The organism is Polaribacter sp. Hel1_85, assembly GCF_000766795.1.
In the GTDB taxonomy this organism is placed as follows: Bacteria; Bacteroidota; Bacteroidia; order Flavobacteriales; family Flavobacteriaceae; genus Polaribacter.
In genome coordinates, this window is the sequence record NZ_JPDS01000001.1 from 1414722 (window position 1) to 1427657 (window position 12936).

General features: G+C 28.1%; 15 protein-coding genes. 3 read left to right on the forward strand and 12 right to left on the reverse strand.

What is annotated here, in order from left to right:
- Positions 1–4 precede the first annotated feature (4 nt).
- Genes PHEL85_RS06065 through rsfS form a run of 7 tightly spaced genes read right to left on the reverse strand, consistent with a single transcriptional unit; the run spans position 5 to position 5346 of the window.
- Positions 5–634 (reverse strand): YceI family protein, encoded by a 630-nt coding sequence (locus tag PHEL85_RS06065; RefSeq protein WP_036822357.1) that lies wholly within the window; start codon positions 632–634, stop codon positions 5–7.
- An 18-nt stretch (positions 635–652) separates the two neighbouring features.
- On the reverse strand, positions 653–904 hold the full coding sequence (locus PHEL85_RS06070) for an acyl-CoA-binding protein (protein WP_036822359.1): 252 nt from the start codon (positions 902–904) through the stop codon (positions 653–655).
- Positions 905–909: 5 nt separating this feature from the next.
- Entirely contained in the window at positions 910–1566 is a 657-nt protein-coding gene (locus tag PHEL85_RS06075; protein WP_036822361.1) for a phosphatidylserine decarboxylase family protein, read from the reverse strand.
- Positions 1567–1568: 2 nt separating this feature from the next.
- Complete coding sequence (locus PHEL85_RS06080; RefSeq protein WP_036822364.1) at positions 1569–2363, reverse strand: phosphatidate cytidylyltransferase; 795 nt, start codon at positions 2361–2363, stop codon at positions 1569–1571.
- Between the two features lies 1 nt (position 2364).
- Positions 2365–2949 carry an LUD domain-containing protein gene (locus tag PHEL85_RS06085; protein WP_036822367.1) on the reverse strand — a complete coding sequence of 195 codons (585 nt, stop codon included), beginning with the start codon at positions 2947–2949 and terminating at the stop codon, positions 2365–2367.
- A gap of 18 nt (positions 2950–2967) precedes the next feature.
- Positions 2968–4956: an ATP-dependent zinc metalloprotease FtsH gene (gene ftsH / locus PHEL85_RS06090; RefSeq protein WP_036822370.1), complete on the reverse strand. Its 1989-nt coding sequence runs from the start codon at positions 4954–4956 to the stop codon at positions 2968–2970.
- 21 nt (positions 4957–4977) lie between these two features.
- Complete coding sequence (gene rsfS, locus PHEL85_RS06095) at positions 4978–5346, reverse strand: ribosome silencing factor (RefSeq protein ID WP_036822372.1); 369 nt, start codon at positions 5344–5346, stop codon at positions 4978–4980.
- Positions 5347–5432: 86 nt separating this feature from the next.
- Here rsfS and PHEL85_RS06100 point away from each other — a divergent pair, with 86 nt between their 5' ends.
- Positions 5433–6164, forward strand: a complete 732-nt coding sequence (locus tag PHEL85_RS06100) for a biotin--[acetyl-CoA-carboxylase] ligase (protein WP_036822373.1) — start codon at positions 5433–5435, stop codon at positions 6162–6164.
- Here PHEL85_RS06100 and PHEL85_RS06105 read toward each other — a convergent pair.
- Together PHEL85_RS06105 and pyrE are read right to left on the reverse strand one after the other, a co-directional pair.
- Positions 6161–6550, reverse strand: a complete 390-nt coding sequence (locus tag PHEL85_RS06105) for an orotate phosphoribosyltransferase (RefSeq protein ID WP_036822376.1) — start codon at positions 6548–6550, stop codon at positions 6161–6163. The two genes, PHEL85_RS06100 and PHEL85_RS06105, sit on opposite strands and share 4 nt — an antisense overlap.
- A 9-nt stretch (positions 6551–6559) precedes the next feature.
- Positions 6560–7201 carry an orotate phosphoribosyltransferase gene (gene pyrE, locus PHEL85_RS06110; protein ID WP_036822378.1) on the reverse strand — a complete coding sequence of 214 codons (642 nt, stop codon included), beginning with the start codon at positions 7199–7201 and terminating at the stop codon, positions 6560–6562.
- 7 nt (positions 7202–7208) lie between these two features.
- Between pyrE and PHEL85_RS06115 the strand changes: the two genes are divergently transcribed.
- Positions 7209–7805, forward strand: a complete 597-nt coding sequence (locus tag PHEL85_RS06115; RefSeq protein ID WP_036822380.1) for an NUDIX hydrolase — start codon at positions 7209–7211, stop codon at positions 7803–7805.
- Between the two features lie 51 nt (positions 7806–7856).
- The gene (locus tag PHEL85_RS06120; RefSeq protein WP_036822383.1) at positions 7857–9485 is read left to right on the forward strand and encodes a SulP family inorganic anion transporter; all 1629 of its coding nucleotides are present in this window, start codon (positions 7857–7859) and stop codon (positions 9483–9485) included.
- A gap of 103 nt (positions 9486–9588) precedes the next feature.
- Here the strand turns inward: PHEL85_RS06120 and PHEL85_RS06125 are convergent, their stop codons facing one another.
- The 3 genes from PHEL85_RS06125 to PHEL85_RS06135 are packed head-to-tail and all read right to left on the reverse strand — an operon-like array spanning position 9589 to position 12936.
- Positions 9589–11277: an LIC_10190 family membrane protein gene (locus PHEL85_RS06125; protein WP_036822386.1), complete on the reverse strand. Its 1689-nt coding sequence runs from the start codon at positions 11275–11277 to the stop codon at positions 9589–9591.
- Between the two features lie 43 nt (positions 11278–11320).
- Positions 11321–12418 carry a lactonase family protein gene (locus PHEL85_RS06130; protein ID WP_036822389.1) on the reverse strand — a complete coding sequence of 366 codons (1098 nt, stop codon included), beginning with the start codon at positions 12416–12418 and terminating at the stop codon, positions 11321–11323.
- Between the two features lie 2 nt (positions 12419–12420).
- Positions 12421–12936: a pyridoxamine 5'-phosphate oxidase family protein gene (locus PHEL85_RS06135; RefSeq protein WP_081965091.1), complete on the reverse strand. Its 516-nt coding sequence runs from the start codon at positions 12934–12936 to the stop codon at positions 12421–12423.

Genomic DNA, 12936 nt, shown 5'->3' on the forward strand with positions numbered 1-12936 from the left:
TTATTTAAAAAGTAGATTTTATATCAAGAGCAACATCACTCCAAGTTTTAGAAACTCCATCTGCACCTTTATGTAAATCTTTACAAGCTAAATTTAAAGAATTTAAAGCTGTACTAGCATTCCATTTAGTAATATCCATAGTAGCTTTCATAGAAAAAGTATTTGCTTCAATAGTATATAAAAAAGATACTTTTTCCGTAATTCCATTCATTTTAATGTTAGCATAACCAATAGAGTCATTTTCTATCACTAATTTTCCAGATAATAACTTTGTGCTATCCATTATACCAAAAAAGAATTTCTTTATTTTAAAATCTCTACTTGTATCTTTCGTAAAAATACTACTTACTGGTATTGCAAATTCAGCATTATTAATAGCTTCTTTAATTGAATTCCCTTCTCCTCCAGTGGTAATATCAATTTTTTTAAATTGACCTCCTACTGGTATTTTATCAGAAGTTTTATAAGCAGTAAAGTTAATCTCGTTTTTTGCATTCTTTAATGAGAAAGCTGCAGTACTTTTTTTAGCTTCTACTTTATTTTCTTTACTATAATCAGGTTTTTTTTCTGATTTACAAGATGAAAAATTAAATGCTACAACTAATAATAATGATAATAATAGTACTCTTTTCATGATGTTATTTTTTAAGTTTTATACTGTTTTTGCTAATAAAATATACTTTCTTTTCGCTTCTTCAGGTTTCATTCCGTTTAATTGCATCCAAGCATTCAATTTAAATGCGCTTCTAACGTTAAGTCCATCGTTAAAAGAAAATTTATTTCCAAAATTTGCTTGCTTATTATAAGCATAAAATTTTAACATTATGTCTGGAGCAATCGCTTTTCTTAATGCAGAAATTTTATCGAAAGCTTCTTTAAACTCTTTGTCTAAATCAGATTCCATAAATATTATTTTTCTGCTATTACTTGAGTTCCTCCTTTAACTTTATCACCTAAAGATACATTTAACTTTGTACCTAAAGGAAAAAAAAGATCTACTCTAGAACCAAATTTAATAAACCCTGCATCAGCACCTTGTATCACTTTATCTCCTACTTTAGCATAATTAACAATTCTTTTCGCTAAAGCTCCTGCTATTTGTCTGTATAATATATCTCCAAAAGCTTTATTATTAACAACTACAGAAGTTCTTTCGTTTTCTGTTGATGCTTTTGGATGCCATGCAACCAAGTATTTACCTGGATGATATTTACTATATTTTACAACTCCACTCATAGCATATCTAGTTACATGCACATTAACAGGAGACATAAAAATTGAAACCTGTAATCTTTTACCTTTATAATACTCTGGTTCTTCTACCTCTTCAATAACAACAACTTTTCCATCTACAGGTGCCACTAAAACATTATCATTTAAAGGAGCTACTCTTTTGGGATTTCTAAAAAATTGTAAAATAATTATTAAAAAAGCAATAATTATAACTTGTATTGTTTTTACCAACCAAGGTATATCAATAAATTTTTCTGCTAATAATATACCTGCAATCGATGCTATTAAAACAATAGTAATTATTTTATATCCTTCTTTGTGAAAACGAATCATACTTAAATTATAAAATTAATATACAAATATACAAACGGAGCTGCAAACAGCAAACTATCTAACCTATCTAACATACCTCCATGACCTGGCATAATATTACCACTATCTTTAATATTGGCTTGTCTTTTAAATTTAGATTCTACCAAATCTCCAATAGTACCAATTACACTTACTATAAAAGCTATAATCAACCAATTTGTAACCGTAAAATCATTATTAAACCTACTTATTGCAAATGCAGAAAGTAATGCAAATACCAACCCTCCTATAAAACCTTCTTGTGTTTTTTTTGGAGAAACAGAAACAAATAATTTTCTTTTTCCGAAGTTTTTTCCAACTAAAAAAGCAAAGCTATCATTAACCCAAATCATAACTAAAATAGAAATCATTAAATAGGGATTATAAGCTCCTTTATAAATAGGTAATAACACTAAAAAGATCATCGAAAAGATAACGTACCTTATTAATAAACCAGATTTAGACCTATCATTAGAAAAAGTAATTTCTTTTTTAGTAAACAAGTAATAAATAAGAAATAAAGAAGAAATTATAGTGATTCCTAAAATTCCTTTAATCGCAAAACTTTCGGGTCTTTTTATGATTAGAAACAAAGTTAAACAAAAGAAAATATATCCTATTAAACTTTTAAATTGAATTAATTTAGAAAACTCCCAAATACAAATTAATGCAAATAAAGAAGTTAAAATTATATACGATTCTTTAGAAAAAAGAATAGCGGATAAAAAAATTAAAACGTAAATAATGCCAGAAAGACTCCTTCTTAAAAGGTTACTCATATTATAAATCTTCTAATAGCAGCAAATATAAGTTTTTTGAGTTACTGTTTCCGTAGTTTAAGAAATTATCATCATTTTTATTGATGCTATAATTTTTTATGGCAGATATATTTGTTGGTAATTTTTCTTTGTGATGTATTTTAATACCAGTTAAACCTTGACCCATATCATTAACCAACTGACTTGTAGTTGCATAAACTATAAAATTTTGAGGCATTTCAGATAACTTAAAACTTTTTAATTGATTTGAAGAAAATAAAATATCTCCTTTATCTGCAATTAAATGTTCACAACTCAAGAAAATAGGAATATCTGAATTCAATCTTTCACTTATTTCTACATCTTTATTAGTAAAAAAAGCAGATAAACTATTGTTGAAAAGTGAAAGTTGATTCCAATTATTCTCTTTTAAGATATTTTTTAAATTATCGGTAACTTCAGATTCTTTTGAACAATACAAGAACTTACCTCCTTTTTCAACAAAATTATGCACAAATAAATCATCTAAAGAAAGATCTACTTCTTGCTTCTGAATGTCTTCATCCTCTTTAACAGGAATATTGAATAACTTTTTAAAAAAACTCATTTAATTAAAGATATTTATTTATTCTTCAGTATTTAATTCTACTGGGGGAATATCTTCTTTTTCTTCAATTACTTTTTCTTTTTTTTCTTCAATCTCAGCAACCTCTTCAAAAGGTCTTTTTCCAAATATTTTTTCTAAATCATCTTTAAAGATAACTTCTTTTTCTAATAACAAATCAGCAAGAACAGTCAATTTATCTTTATTTTCTTCTAATATTTGAATAGCTCTTACATATTGTGCTTCAATTATTTTAGAAATTTCTTTGTCGATTTTCTTTCCTGTTTCTTCACTATAAGGTTTCACAAAACCATCATTTCCAGATGAATCATAATAAGTAATATTACCTACTTCTTCGTTTAAACCATATACAGTAACCATAGCTCTAGCTTGTTTGGTTACTTTTTCTAAATCACTTAATGCTCCTGTAGAAATTTTATCGAAAATCACTTTTTCTGCTGCTCTACCACCCATTGTAGCACACATTTCATCTAGCATTTGTTCGGTTTGAACAATCATTCTTTCTGCTGGCAGATACCAAGCAGCACCTAAAGATTGGCCTCTAGGAACAATTGTAACCTTAACTAATGGTGCAGCATGTTCTAGCATCCAACTAATCGTTGCATGACCAGCTTCATGAAAAGCAATCACTTTCTTCTCTTTTGGAGTAATTACTTTATTTTTCTTTTCTAAACCACCAACAATTCTATCTACAGCATCTAAAAAATCTTGATGATGAATTGCTTTTTTACCATTTCTAGCGGCAATTAATGCAGACTCATTACACATATTAGCAATATCTGCACCAGAGAAACCTGGAGTTTGTTGTGCTAAGAAATCAATATTAACATCATCTGCTAATTTTAAAGGTTTAATATGTACTTCAAAAATTTCTTTTCTTTCATTAATATTAGGTAGATCTACATAGATTTGTCTATCAAAACGACCTGCACGCATTAACGCACTATCTAAAACATCTGCTCTATTTGTGGCAGCCAAAACAATTACATTTGTATCTGTTCCAAAACCATCCATTTCTGTTAATAATTGATTTAACGTGTTTTCACGCTCATCATTACCACCAGTCATACTATTTTTTCCACGTGCTCTACCAATAGCATCTATTTCATCAATAAAAATAATAGAAGGTGATTTTTCGGCAGCTTTTTTAAATAAATCTCTAACACGAGAAGCTCCAACACCCACAAACATTTCTACAAAATCTGAACCTGATAAAGAGAAAAAAGGAACATCAGCTTCACCTGCAACAGCTTTTGCTAATAATGTTTTTCCTGTTCCTGGAGGTCCTACTAATAAAGCTCCTTTTGGAATTTTCCCTCCTAATGATGTATATTTTTCTGGATTTTTTAAGAAATCTACAATTTCTTGTACCTCTTCTTTTGCGCCTTCTAAACCTGCTACATTTTCAAACGTAGTTTTTACTTTAGTGTCTTTATCAAATAGTTTAGCTTTCGATTTACCTATGCTAAAAATTTGACCTCCACCACCAGATCCTGCTCCACCACCAGACATTCTTTTCATAAAGAATAACCAAACAGCAATTAAAATAATGAATGGCAAAAAACCTATAATCATATCAAAAAAGCTTGTTTTGTCCTCGTTTTTTACATCGAAACTTAACCCTTCCTCTAATTTGGTTTTTTCTAAATTTTTTTCAAAATTTTCTAAATTACCAATATTGTACTCATATAAAGAGGCACCTTTGTTATAAAAAGCAGAGTTTATAAGTTTTCTGTATTTTTCTTTCTTTAATGCTTCATCCTTTATATAAATTTGAGCTATACTATTATTTAAAACAACAATTTTAGAAATATCATTCTCTTTTAATATTTCATTAAACTCATTTTTTGAAATGCTTTTAGAAGCTAAATCTCCACTATTAAAAAATTGGAATGCAATAATTACTATAAATATCGCAGCATATATCCAATACGCATTAAACTTAAATTTAGGCATATTTGAATTATTATCTTTTTTTGAATCACTCATTTATTTAAAAAATAAAAAAAATTAAACTGATTTTATCTCTGTAATTTTTGCATCACCCCAAAGACTTTCAATATCATAAAACTCACGGACATGTTTCTGAAAAATGTGTACAACAACGTTTACATAATCCATTAAAACCCATTCAGAATTTGTTTGCCCTTCTATATGCCAAGGTTTATCTTTAAGTTCTTTACTAACTATTTTTTGGATAGAACCAGAAATTGCATTTACCTGTGTATTTGAATTACCAGAGCAAATTATAAAATAATCACACACAGTATTCTCTATTTCTCGTAAGTCTAATAATTGAATATCTTCTCCTTTAACTTCATCAATCCCTTTAATTATTAAAGCAATTAAATCATCTGTACTTACTTCTTTTTTTGTCATTAACTTTTTTCTAATTTAACGCAAAGTTATTATTTTTTTGCGAGTATTTTATGTATTATTACAGTAGTTTACACTTTATTTAACACTTGAAAATAATCAAACTTAGTGCCACCGATTCTACAAATTCTTTTTTAAAGGATTTGGCGCATAATTCTACCTTAGAAAATCTCACCACTGTTGTAACTAAAAAGCAACTAAAAGGTAGAGGACAACAAGATAGCATATGGGTTTCAGAACCACACAAAAACCTTACATTCAGTACACTTATCTCTTTTAAAGATTTAAAAATAATTAAAAGAAAATATTTAAATTTTGCTATTTCCTTAGCTATTTACGGGGTGCTTTTTGATAAAAACATACCGAAACTTTCTATAAAATGGCCTAACGACATTCTGTCAGCAAACAAGAAAATTTGTGGAATTTTAATTGAAAACACTTTTTCTGGAGACAGAATAAAAAATTCTATCATAGGAATTGGCATAAATGTAAACCAAGAAATATTTCCAGATTTTATTACAAATGTTACTTCTTTAAAGCTAGAAACCAAAAACGAATATAATTTAGATAGTTTATTAAATACTATTTTAATAAAACTTCAAGAAAAAATAAATTTATTAGAATCAAATCAGTTTCAGGTTTTAGAAAAAAGATATTTAAATGTTTTATATAAAAAAAACATCCCTACTATGTTTAAAAATAGTAAGGATGAAATATTTATGGGTTTAATTTCCGGAATTTCTGATCAAGGAAATTTACAAATTCAATTAGAAGATGATTCTATCATCGAATTTGGAATTAAAGAAGTTACTTTTCTTTAAAGTTTCCCTATATTTTCTGTTAGTGTATCTACAAATTTTGTCAATGGTTTTTTAATCATCATTGCCATCATTGGATTAAAATCTCCAGCGAAGTCTAATTTAACTTCCGTTTTATTTTCTGAAATCTCATTAATATCTGCTGCTAATGTAAAAGGCAATTTACTGCTTGCAGCACCTAATGTAATGTTAGAAAACTCCGTTTTTTCTTTTAAAACCAATCTAATTTCAGGCATTCCTGGTAATCCAAATATAAAAGACTCTCCATCAACCTCAAACTTTTTAATGTTTTCAGGCATTATTTCCTTAAAGTTCTTTAGGTCTGTAAAAAAAGTAAATACTTCTTCTGCAGATTTTTCAACTACTACTGTGTTTCCGTTTATATTCATTCTTCAATTTTATTGTTTCCACTCACTTGGGCTCTTTCTCCAATCATTTAAAGTGATTAACTCTTTATCTGTAATATAACTACTATCTAAAGCTTGCTCTAACAAGTTTTCGTAATTACTTAAAGTAGTTAAACTAACTCCTTTTTCCTCAAAATTATTGTCAGCAATATCAAATCCGTAAGAAAAAATAGCAACCATACCTTTTACAACAGCACCTGCTTCTTTTAAAGCCGCTACTGCATTTAAGCTACTATTTCCTGTACTAATTAAATCTTCAATTACCACAACATTTTGTCCACTTTCTAAGTGCCCTTCAATTTGGTTCTTTCTACCATGTTTTTTTGGCTCTGGCCTCACATAAATAAAAGGAACTCCTAATTCTTGAGCTACTAAAACCCCAATAGCGATTGCGCCTGTAGCAACACCAGCAATAATATCTGGCTTACCATACTCTAATTCAACAATTTTTGCAATTTCTTCTTTTAAAAAAACACGAACTGGTGGATAAGATAACGTAATTCTATTATCGCAATATATTGGAGATTTCCAACCTGATGCCCAATTAAATGGTTCACTAGGGCTTAGTTTTATTGCTTTTATTTTCAATAAAAGTTCAGCTGTTTTTTTTGCCGTATCTTTGTTTAAAATCATATAGCAAATGTATAAAGTTTTTGTAAATGATACCCCAATAATTCTGACTTCTTCTTCACAAAAAGAAAATAATTTTCCTACTTACCTATTTAAAAATATTATTTTTGATGAAATCATCCAAAAACTTAAAAATAAAGAGCTTTTAGGTGTTTATTTACATTCTACTGATTTAGAGAACGATTGGCAATCATTTCTTACAAATTTAGAGGTAATTCCTGCTGCTGGAGGCTTAGTTCTAAATCCTAAAAAAGAAGTTTTATTTATTTTTAGAAATGGCGTTTGGGATTTACCAAAAGGTTGGTTAGAAAAAGGAGAAACCATAGAAACTGCTGCGATTAGGGAAGTGGAAGAAGAATGTGGTATTTTTAATCTAAAATTGATAAAACCTCTAGAAACTACCTATCATATTTATTTTCATAAAGGAATTAAATTAAAACAAACGTATTGGTTTTTAATGACTTCTGATTATCAGAAAAAATTAATACCACAAATTGAAGAAGGAATTACTGAAGTTGTTTTTAAAAATGAAATAGAAACTATAGATGCTTTAAGAAATTCTTACGAAAATATAAAATTAGTATACGATACTTATAAAGAAGGATAATTTTCTAAAAAAACCTCCTATCTTTGCCGACTTGTAAAAATCACCAAAATTATGACTGAATTTATTACCAAACGTGTTAAAAACGTAAGAAATGATGTATTATCGGGTATTACTGTTGCTTTAGCATTGGTTCCTGAAGCTGTTGCTTTTGCTTTTGTTGCAGGTGTTGACCCACTTGTTGGATTGTATGCTGCATTTATGGTTGGGTTAATTACTTCTATTTTTGGAGGAAGACCTGGAATGATTTCTGGAGCAACTGGAGCTTTAGCTGTTGTAATGGTTTCTTTGGTAGCTGAAGGAAATGCAATGGGAAACCCAGATGAAAACCTTGGTTTATACTATCTATTTCTAACTGTAATTTTAATGGGAGTTATACAAGTTTTAGCAGGTATTTTTAAACTAGGTAAATTTGTAAGATTAATTCCACATCCTGTAATGATGGGATTTGTAAACGGTTTAGCTATTGTAATTTTCCTTTCCCAATTAGGAATGTTTAAACAAACTGTTGGAGGAGAAAAAGTTTGGTTAGAAGGAAACTCTTTATGGTATATGGTTGGTTTAGTTGGCTTAACCATGCTTATTATGTGGGGATTACCAAAAATTAAAGCCACAAAAAAATTACCGGAAGCTTTAATCGCAATTTTAGTAGTTACTGGAATAGTAATTTTTTCTAATTTAGATGTTGCCACCGTTGGTTCTTTTATAAAAGATGGTGGTGGTGAAGGCTTAAAAGGTGGTTTTCCTGTTCCTGTTTTAGAAACTTTTTCTAATATTCCGATAAACTTCGAAACTTTAAAATTCATTTTTCCATATGCTTTAATATTAGCTGCAATTGGTTTAATTGAATCTTTAATGACCTTAAATTTAATTGATGATTTAACAGAAACTCGTGGAAACTCAAACAAAGAATGTATGGCACAAGGTGGTGCAAATATTATTACAGGATTGTTTGGTGGTATGGGTGGTTGTGCAATGATTGGACAATCAATTATTAATATTAAAGGTGGTGGACGTGGACGTTTATCTGGTCTTACTGCTGCTATTTTCTTGTTAATGTTTATACTTTTTGCTTCTTCTTACATAGAACAAGTACCAATTGCTGCTTTAGTAGGTGTAATGTTTATGGTTGTTATCGGTACTTTTGCTTGGTCTAGTTTTAGAATTATAAATAAGATACCTAAAACAGATTTATTTGTATTAATCTTAGTTTCTGCTTTAACTGTAATTTTTGATTTAGCAATTGCTGTTATTTCTGGAGTTATAGTAAGTGCTCTTGTTTTTGCCTGGGAAAGTGCTAGAAGAATTAGAGCAAGAAAACGTCTTAAAGAAGATGGAACAAAAGTTTATGAAATTTGGGGACCTTTATTCTTTGGAAGTATTACTGCTTTTAATGAAAAATTTGATATTAAAAACGACCCAGAAAAAGTAGAAATAGATTTTGTTGAAGCTCGTATTTCGGACCATTCTGCAATAGAAGCTATTTTTGCTTTGGTAGAAAAATACCAAGCTGCTGGTAAAAAAATTACATTAAAACACTTAAGTGAAGATTGTAAATTATTACTTTACAAATCTAGCCCAATTTATACCGATATTATTGAAGAAGATATTGATGACCCGCGTTATCATTTAGCAGCAAATCCTGAAGATTTCCCAAAACCTTTAGGTGAGTATAAATTTTAAGAATAAAAAACCCTGCTTTCGCAGGGTTTTTTATTCTTAAATATAATGCACTTATAAATCTAAGATAAGATAAAGAATGGTCAGTTTTGTTTAAAGCTAGCTTCTATTCAACTCTAACACTTTTAAAACCATCTTTTAATCTATTGGTTCTTAAACTTGGTGTAATCTTATAATGTTTTTTTACAAAAAGTACTTGTTTTTCATTTACAGAAGGCAATGGAACGTTACCGGTTGTCCAAAAGTAACTCTCTTTTGTTGGCGTATTGTAACTAAACCCATTTTCAATTCGAGCATTGTAGTCTAAACTCATACTAGAATTTAAACTTGGTTTTAAAATGTTTTCAATTTTTAAAAGACTTGTTTTTGTATTTATTTTTTTGATGGTTGTATAATTACTTAATTTTAATTCTGTGAAAAAAGGAATTAAAGTACATACAAAACCAAAATAGATGAACAGTAAAATTCCTTTCTCTTTTCTTATAAACCAAATACCAATTTGTACTGAAAAGAAAATCATATAAAAAAAGAAAAAACGATACTGTGGAGAGAAATTCCAAGCAAGTACAAAGTGTAAAACACCAATTATATACAATATAAAAATTGATTTTTCTTTACTTTTTAGCTTCCATAAAAAAGGAAAAATAATAAATAAAATAATAAATAAGGTATTAATAACCCCATTAAATTTAAACGAAGTTAACCATGTTTTAAATAATTGTAGTGTAGAAAGGTTCTCTAGATTTTGATAATCGAAAGCAGCGTTATAAGTACCTATTTTAAATAAATCGACTATTTCTGTGGGCACTTTCCAATCTACATTAAAAACATCAATAATATCTAAAGGATATAACAAATATCCTGTAAGAACAACATTCTTTGTTAAGAAGAGAATAATCGCTAAAAGCGAGATTAAAATTGGTTTTAATAATGAATATTTTAACTTTTTAAAATTTTTAATTAATAAAATGAATGGTAATAAAATTAAAATACAAGTCGTAATTTTTATAACACATATAAAAATTGTCAACAATAAAATAATAGAAAACATAGAAGTATTAATCTCTTTATAATTTTTTATAAAAAGATAAAACAATAATTGACTGATTAAAAAAACTGGTAAATCTGGTGATGGAGCATTTATAAAAAAAATGAGAAATGGCAAACTAATTATAATACTACCAGCATATAATTGATTTGTTTTTTTTTCTTTCTTAAATTGATGTAATTCTTGAAAACAAAAAGCAGAAAATAATACTAAAAAAAAACCATTTAAATCGTTAAAAGTAGTTTCTAAAAACGGAAAAGAAAATACTGCTTGCAAAATATGCCAACTAGAAGTCTGTGCAAAAAAGATATGTAAATTCCCCAATCCTTTTACAAAACCATATTCATTTAACCATTTAATGGTTTGTATATAATAACTTTCATTATCAAAAATAGAAGGTATTACAGAAGACATTGCTAATGAAACTATAAAAATAAAGACAAAGCTATATCTATAAGTTGTACTAAAAGATGCCCAATTATTCTTCACTTCTTTAAAATGAATTTTAATTTCATTTTTAAACACCAAAAAACTACCTATAATTATGCAAACCATAATTGCATAAAAAAACAAGTTTAGCGGAAGAAAAAATGCATAAACCCAACTAAATATTGAAATTAAAAACAGCCCTAAAATGTGGTGAATTACAAAATTATGATTCTCAATTTTAAAAATCTTTTTTAATAAAAACCCAAAGCTTAATGTAGATATAAAAATATAAATCCAATTAATTAAAATTAAAAGCATTGTGTTATTTTAAAATTGTTTTAGAAATTACAAGTTACATAAACTAAAAGAGAATACAAACTGGCATAGGTGCAAAAATTTCACTTACAAAAGTTAGTTTACCAGTTTCAGCATCACGTTTAAAAGAAACAATGTTATTGGTATCTTGATTGGCAACCAATACATATTTTTCATCTGGTGATAAAGAAAAGTTACGAGGATGCTTTCCTAAAACAGGTTGGTAATCAATTGTTTTTAAGGTTCCGTTTTTTGAATTTACTTCATAAATTACAATCGATTCATGTCCACGATTTGAAGCATATAAAAACTTTCCGTCTTTAGAAATATGAATATCTGCTGCTTTGCTAAATACAGTAAAGTCTTTTGGTAATGTTGGTATTGAGAAATCTACATAATATAATTCGTTTTTTTCTTTTATCAATGAAACGGTATTATTCAATTCATTTAAAACATAAATCCATTTATTATTTGGATGAAAAGTTAAATGTCTTGGACCTGCTCCAGCTGCCATTTCTAATGTTTTCTGACTTGTAGGTACTAATTTATTTTCTACAATTGAAGAAAACCATAATTGATTGGTTCCTAAATCTACAGAAATCACTTCTTTTTTAGTTGGATGAAACCAAGCAGAATGTGAGTGAGGCGCTTCTTGTCTGTTTGTGTTTCCTTTACCAATATGTTGCTGTACATTTAATAACGATGATAATTTACCAGAAGATGCTGCTTTTAATAAACCTACACTTCCTCCACCATAATTTGCCGTTAGAATATAATTTTCATCATTTAAAGCAACAAAACAAGGTCCTGCTCCACCAGATTCTTCTTTGCTAATCAATTCTAAAGAATCTTTTGTAATCTTAAAAGATTTTACAAATCCTGTTCCATTTTCATTGGTTTCTCCTACAGCAAAAAGGGTTTTATTATCATCCGTTTTTACTAAAAATGTAGGATTTATTGTTTCTGCAACTAAACCAATTTGCTTGAGTTTTCCTTCTTTAGAAAGTTCGTATTTATAAATTCCTTTAGAATCTTTTTTTGTGTAGGTTCCTACATAAAAATCAGTAGTTATTTCTTCGTTCATTTTTGATTTTTGACAACTAAAAAGAATTGTGAAAGCAAATAATGCTAGTATCTTTTTCATATTTATTTTTTTCTAAAATTTATTTGAGGCGTTTTCCAAGTTATTGATTCTCCTAAAATACTATGTTTTTCACTAATTACATTTGCTGAATTAGGTGTAAACTTTATAAGTAAATAATCTGTAGCTTTATTTTTATAAAAGTTTTCCCATTCTTTTTTCCAAAACTGCTCTTTTTCTTTTTTTGTATTTACAATGCTTGCAACACCTTGTAAAGTAACATAACTTGCGTTTTCTTTATCAAAATAATACAAGGTTACATTCTCGTTTTGTTGAATCTGGCTTACTTTTAAACTCTTAGAGTTTGTTCCCATCCAAACTGTAAAATCTTCTTCAGGTAAAAATGGATCCATGGCTCTTGCATGTGCAATTCCTTTTGCATCGACAGTAATTAAAGCACAGTTTTTTGCATTAACCATTATTTCTTTTGCAATTTCTTTTAAATCTGTTTTTAAGGGTTCTGAATCTTTTTTACAACTTACTAAAACAATCAGAAATAAAGAAAAGAGAATAGATTTCAT

Coding starts and splice junctions, on each gene's coding strand:
- PHEL85_RS06065 (WP_036822357.1), bottom strand. CDS start 634: ATGAAAAGAGTACTATTATTATCATTATTATTAGTTGTAGCATTTAAT.
- PHEL85_RS06070 (WP_036822359.1), bottom strand. CDS start 904: ATGGAATCTGATTTAGACAAAGAGTTTAAAGAAGCTTTCGATAAAATT.
- PHEL85_RS06075 (WP_036822361.1), bottom strand. CDS start 1,566: ATGATTCGTTTTCACAAAGAAGGATATAAAATAATTACTATTGTTTTA.
- PHEL85_RS06080 (WP_036822364.1), bottom strand. CDS start 2,363: ATGAGTAACCTTTTAAGAAGGAGTCTTTCTGGCATTATTTACGTTTTA.
- PHEL85_RS06085 (WP_036822367.1), bottom strand. CDS start 2,949: ATGAGTTTTTTTAAAAAGTTATTCAATATTCCTGTTAAAGAGGATGAA.
- ftsH (WP_036822370.1), bottom strand. CDS start 4,956: ATGAGTGATTCAAAAAAAGATAATAATTCAAATATGCCTAAATTTAAG.
- rsfS (WP_036822372.1), bottom strand. CDS start 5,346: ATGACAAAAAAAGAAGTAAGTACAGATGATTTAATTGCTTTAATAATT.
- PHEL85_RS06105 (WP_036822376.1), bottom strand. CDS start 6,550: ATGAATATAAACGGAAACACAGTAGTAGTTGAAAAATCTGCAGAAGAA.
- pyrE (WP_036822378.1), bottom strand. CDS start 7,201: ATGATTTTAAACAAAGATACGGCAAAAAAAACAGCTGAACTTTTATTG.
- PHEL85_RS06115 (WP_036822380.1), top strand. CDS start 7,209: ATGTATAAAGTTTTTGTAAATGATACCCCAATAATTCTGACTTCTTCT.
- PHEL85_RS06120 (WP_036822383.1), top strand. CDS start 7,857: ATGACTGAATTTATTACCAAACGTGTTAAAAACGTAAGAAATGATGTA.
- PHEL85_RS06125 (WP_036822386.1), bottom strand. CDS start 11,277: ATGCTTTTAATTTTAATTAATTGGATTTATATTTTTATATCTACATTA.
- PHEL85_RS06130 (WP_036822389.1), bottom strand. CDS start 12,418: ATGAAAAAGATACTAGCATTATTTGCTTTCACAATTCTTTTTAGTTGT.
- PHEL85_RS06135 (WP_081965091.1), bottom strand. CDS start 12,936: ATGAAATCTATTCTCTTTTCTTTATTTCTGATTGTTTTAGTAAGTTGT.